The 5,090-nt window shown below is 42.5% G+C and carries 6 protein-coding genes and 2 pseudogenes; 5 read left to right on the top strand and 3 right to left on the bottom strand.

The features are described 5' to 3' along the window. A pseudogene (locus F6K37_RS44975) lies at positions 1 to 67 on the bottom strand (hypothetical protein); the annotation flags it as partial. After that, positions 61 to 147, bottom strand: a pseudogene (locus F6K37_RS44970) (hypothetical protein); the annotation flags it as partial. The pseudogenes F6K37_RS44975 and F6K37_RS44970, both read right to left, overlap by 7 nt. A gap of 71 nt (positions 148 to 218) precedes the next feature. Between F6K37_RS44970 and F6K37_RS31735 the strand changes: the two are divergent. Continuing rightward, positions 219 to 671, top strand: coding sequence for a SufE family protein (locus F6K37_RS31735; protein WP_009149117.1), 453 nt, complete (start codon positions 219 to 221; stop codon positions 669 to 671). 146 nt (positions 672 to 817) lie between these two features. Beyond that, positions 818 to 961 carry a hypothetical protein gene (locus F6K37_RS31730; RefSeq protein ID WP_287254548.1) on the top strand — a complete coding sequence of 48 codons (144 nt, stop codon included), beginning with the start codon at positions 818 to 820 and terminating at the stop codon, positions 959 to 961. A gap of 66 nt (positions 962 to 1,027) precedes the next feature. Here F6K37_RS31730 and F6K37_RS31725 read toward each other — a convergent pair whose 3' ends face one another. After that, a complete protein-coding gene (locus F6K37_RS31725) occupies positions 1,028 to 1,264 on the bottom strand; it encodes a hypothetical protein (protein ID WP_137985281.1) in 237 nt (78 codons plus the stop codon). Between the two features lie 297 nt (positions 1,265 to 1,561). Between F6K37_RS31725 and F6K37_RS31720 the strand changes: the two genes are divergently transcribed. The 3 genes from F6K37_RS31720 to F6K37_RS31710 all read left to right on the top strand — a co-directional run bounded on the left by F6K37_RS31720 (position 1,562) and on the right by F6K37_RS31710 (position 4,947). Continuing rightward, positions 1,562 to 2,551 carry a coiled-coil domain-containing protein gene (locus F6K37_RS31720; RefSeq protein ID WP_287254545.1) on the top strand — a complete coding sequence of 330 codons (990 nt, stop codon included), beginning with the start codon at positions 1,562 to 1,564 and terminating at the stop codon, positions 2,549 to 2,551. 196 nt (positions 2,552 to 2,747) lie between these two features. Beyond that, on the top strand, positions 2,748 to 3,824 hold the full coding sequence (locus F6K37_RS31715) for a coiled-coil domain-containing protein (protein WP_009149110.1): 1,077 nt from the start codon (positions 2,748 to 2,750) through the stop codon (positions 3,822 to 3,824). A 397-nt stretch (positions 3,825 to 4,221) separates the two neighbouring features. Then, a complete protein-coding gene (locus F6K37_RS31710; RefSeq protein WP_009149108.1) occupies positions 4,222 to 4,947 on the top strand; it encodes a response regulator transcription factor in 726 nt (241 codons plus the stop codon). Positions 4,948 to 5,090 lie beyond the last annotated feature (143 nt).

The raw sequence follows: 5,090 nt of genomic DNA, 5'->3' as shown, positions 1-5,090 counted from the left end.
ACCGCTGACCGCTGACCGCTGACCGCTGACCGCTGACCGCTGACCGCTGACCGCTGACCGCTGACCGCTGACCGCTGACCGCTGACCGCTGACCGCTGACCGCTGACCGCTGACCGCTGACCGCTGAATGCTCACGCTAATATGCATTTATAGCAGTGATCAATTCGGTATTGATAACTGCTATAAATAAAATGGTTAATCCTTTTTAAACATTGGGTATGTCAGCCACCTCAAGCCCTTTACCAGAAGCTCTTGCTCGGATTGTAGAACGCTTTCAGCGCCGCAAAGACCCCAAGCAACGGTATCAGCAGTTGCTGTGGTACGCCAAGAAGCTTCAGGCCATGCCAGAAACCGATAAAGTGCCAGAAAACAAGGTTCCTGGCTGCGTGTCCCAGGTTTATATCACTGCTAACTTGGATGATGGCAAAGTCTTGTATCAGGGAGACTCAGATGCCCAATTGGTTAAAGGGTTAGTAGCGTTGTTGATTGAAGGCTTGAATGGACTGACGCCAACAGAGATTGTCAACCTATCTCCTGACTTTATTCAAGACATAGGATTGAATGCTAGTTTAACCCCTTCTCGCGCTAATGGATTTTACAACATTTTCCAGACCATGAAGAAAAAAGCCCTGGGATATCAGTTGGGAATGTCTTCGAGAGAATTAAATTGAGGGATTTTCCCTTCTATTTTCCCCACACCCGGTCACCCACCCCGGACCGAGGATTAACTGACAAGACCCTTGAAATGCTGATTGTCCCGTAGGTTGGATTACGCGATCGCTAACCCAACGAACACCTCACGCTTGGTTGGGTTTCGTTGCCTCAACCCAACCTACGCCATGATCTAAAGTCAGTCAACCAGCTCTGTTCCCGATTCCCGATTCCCGATTCCCGTTCCCCTCCTGGGAGGGGAACGGGGTGGGTTCCGATTCCCGATTCCCGATTCCCTATATTTGAGTAAATCCAGACTAAATTAAGCCTGAAACCCTTGTATAAACTGGGTTTCAGGTGTTTTTCTATGACAAAGCTACTTGAGTTCCAGCCTAGCATGGGCAATTTGCCCTTGACTTATCCATTGGAGTTTCAGTACAATAAAGTAGAACATTTGTACTACTATAGTCTTTCCTCTTAACCATTGCACCCACACCCCTAGAGCCATCACATCCCTCCTACAACGAACGATTCTAGAGCAGCGATTGGCCGTAGGCCACGCTTTGCGAACGCGTATCGCTGTGGGTAGTGTCGGGTACTGGCCATTAGCCACTGGCTGATAAAGAAACCTCTTGTTTGGGAATTATCTCAGATAAGAGCACTGTTTTAAGAGCACTGTTCTAGTAGGGAGTAGTTAGTGGATGAATATTGCTAACCAGCCACCAGCTACTATAGCGTTTTCCATATTAATGAAATACACACACCTATTTTTTCCCGATTCCCGATTCCCTACTCCCGATTCCCGATTCCCGATTCCCGATTCCCGATTCCCGATTCCCAGCGCTATAGCAATTTTAAAGTAATCATTTTCAATTAAAAAAATCTAAATCTCGTCAAAGGAACACACTATATGGTTGCCACAAAAGACAGCAAAGACCAGATTTTCCAAGCCTTTGAGCAAATCCTAAAACAGCGGCAAAATATTGACTCAAAAATTGCGACCAAAGAAGAAGAAGCAGAAAAAGCTAAAAATCAACAAGTCCTGGAAACTGCATCAAATTATACCGTTGATAATATTGTCAAAGGAATGGCTGATTTACAGCTGGAGTTTGGCACCATTGTTAATGAATTGTCAGAAAAATTATCCTCAGAAGCATCTAAACTTGATGAGCTAAAGCTGGCGATTAAAGTAGAAACTGAACACTTGCAATACCTTCAGCAAATTCGAGTTGTAGCTGATGCCTTACATTTGCTCAATCAAGAGCACCAGGAAAAGCTAAAATCCCTAGAGCAAAAAGCAGATCAACAGCGAGAAGAGATCGAAAAAGACCAAGAGCAAAAACGTAAGCTTTGGCAAAAAGACCAGGAATACTTTGAAATAGCACGTCAAGAACAAAACGAATTATTGGCTCGGGAACGACAACGCCAAGAAGCTGACTATCAATACGAATTAGAACGTCAGCGTAAAATTGAGACGGATCAGTATGAAGAACTGAGCCGTAACCAGGAGCGAGAATTACAAGAGTCCAATCAAGAAAAAGAAAAGCAATGGTCTGAGCGAGAACAGAAGCTACAAGAATCTCAAGACCTGTTTGAAGAGTATCAACAGAAAGTGGAAGCTTTCCCCGCTGAGCTAGATGAAATCGTTAAAAAAGTAAAAGATAAAGCAATTAAAAAAGTCCAAAACGACGCTAAAGTACAGGCTGATTTACTCACCAAAGGCTGGGAAGTTACTCAACAGGGTTATGACGTTAAAATTCAGTCCTTGGAGCAACACATAGAAAAACAAAATAAACAAATTGAAAATCTATATGGTCAGCTACAAGAGACCCTGAAACAGTCCCAAGCCCTGACTTTGAAAGCTTTTGATGGGTCTTCAAGAAGCAAGGATCAAAATTAGTGACTATTTATAGCAATTATTAGACTCATGAGGTACATTCAATTTTATTCCCCCCTTATTAAGGGGGGCAAGGGGGGATCCCTACTCCCTGCTCCCTGCTCCCTGCTCCCTAAAACCCAAAACTTTGTACCTCACCCAAATAATAATTGCTATATAGCAGTTAAGAAATTGTCAAACAGAAGATAACGTTGAAAGTATGACACGCAAACCTAACAGCAAGAACACCAAAGCAGAAATTTTAGAAGCTTACAAGGAATTACTAGCAGAACGAAATGCTTTGGAAAAAGAAATGAAGCAGATGAACAAAACGGAAACTCCTCAAGTATCCACGGTGGAAAAAAAGCAAACTAATGGATCCGTACCAGCAAAAGTCATGAAAGACAAAATGATGTATACCCTAGACAGCCTGGTTAAGCTGCAATTAGGGTTTGGTAGTAGTGTCAGTGAGTTGTCGGAAAAACTAACATCAGAAGCCGCTAAACTAGAAGAATTACGAACAGCGGTTACTGAGGAAACTCAACAACTCGCTGAACTCCACAATTTATCAGAAATTCAAGACGATACCTTAGATACGTTAATTGAAAACTATCAGAATAGCTCTAAAGCTTTCGATGAAGAAATTTACCAAAAACGGGAAGAGTTAGAGCTGGAAATAAATCAGTTAAAACAATCCTGGGACAAAGAACAAGAGGAACAGCAACGAGCTATTAAAGAACGGAATGAAGAACAAAATAAAACCCGTAAGCGAGATGCTCAAGAGTATGATTATAATTTAGCCCTACAACGCAGCTTAGATAAAGAAACCTACAACCATAACCAAGAACGTTTATACAAAGAATTGGAGGAAACGAGGCAACAACAAGAGAAACAGTGGGCAGAGCGGGAAAATGCGATCGCAGAGCGAGAGAAGCAGTTTGAAGAATTAAAAACTAAGGTAGAAGCCTTCGACCAGGAAAAATCAGTGGCTATCAAAAAAGCCCAAGAAGAAGGCAAAGCGATTGCTAGCCACCAGGTCAAAATTCAAGCCGACTTACAGAATAAGGAATTAGAAGGAAATAATCGTGTCTATCAGCTAAGAATTGAATCCCTGGAACAGACAATAAAGGAATCATCAGCACGGATACACAGTCTTTCCCAGCAACTCGATACTGCCCTCAAACAAGTTCAGGATTTAGCGGTCAAGGCAATTGAGGGTGCTTCTAATATCAACTCTTATCAAGCCCTTAAAGAAATTGCCTTAGAGCAAGCCAAAAATCCAACTAAGGGTAAATAAGCCCAAAAAGGGAAATATTTTGGTGGTTTTGAAGGTTGACGACATGGTGTTGTCAACCTTCAACTATTAATAGTTGCGTAGGGTGCGTTAGGGACGGGCCGGGTCTGAGCGCCTCTAACGCGCCTTGTTAGGTTGCTGCCCGTAACGCACCACCTCATATTCATTCTGCCCCTCAGCAATGCCGGTAAAATAGTCCGGAGTTGTATCATCAGTAATATTGGGTCAAAGCGCTAATCAACCGATGGAAACAATTTCGGTAGGTGGCGACTCGTGATCACAAGCTTGCTGACCAATCTTGAGCTATGGAGCGCGATCGCTTCCATTTTTTTTTTGGTTGTGAGGTCAGCAAACACATCCTAAGTTGTCAATTTCGGTATCAGTGTTCTAGAAAATGGTTATGAACGTAATCAAAAAAATTCGGGTGTTACTGATTGAGAGGGGTGATTTAGCGCAGTTGGGTCTCAGAAAAGTCTTGGAGCAGTACAAGGAAGTCAGTTTAGTGTCTCAAGTTTCTAGCTTGCGTCATGTGGCCGCCCTTTTAAAAAAATCTAACCCGGACGTAGTAGTCATTAATTTAGAGCCTTCAACCAATACTGATGCGTTATTGCGCTTAGTCAGAAATTGGAAAGTGGCATTTTTTCCTAACATATTGCTGCTATCTTGGGACACATCAGAAGAATTTGTGATCAGCGCTTTTGGGGCTGGGGTAGATTCCTATTATCTAAAACGGATCAATTTTCCGAAAACTAATGTAGATACCAGTACTTTCTTAGATGCTTTAAAAGCTACCTATGAAGGGCAACACTGGATTGATCCAGAAATAGCTGGTTATCTCCTAAAAAACAGTATCAAGTCACCGGGTAATAATTTTTCTGGGATTACTTTAATCAATTCCTGTGAGCCTGACTATTATCAGATTCTTAGGGAAAATCCACTGACTGAACGGGAGCTAACTGTCTTGGAATTGATCGTAGCCGGTTATACAAATGACGAAATTGCCGAGCGATTATTACTAGGTCTTGGCACAGTTAAAACTCACATTCGGTCTGTGCTGTGGAAACTGTGCTGTGACGATAGAACACAAGCAGCAGTACAAGCACTTCGCAGTGGTTTGGTGAAGTAGATACAGCAGTTTTCAAGGGAGCATCCCATTTTGGAAAAAAGACAGGAATAGGTACTCATTTAATTCGCGATTAATAATCGCGAATTAAATGAGTAGAGAACTGGACTACATGTACCCTGGCATAATAGAGAGGTAGATGTTCA

The sequence above is a fragment of the Moorena sp. SIO4E2 genome, assembly GCF_010671945.1.
Taxonomy (GTDB): Bacteria; Cyanobacteriota; Cyanobacteriia; order Cyanobacteriales; family Coleofasciculaceae; genus Moorena; species Moorena producens.
Note: the sequence above shows the minus strand (reverse complement) of the source record. Positions and strands in the feature narration are given on the sequence as shown.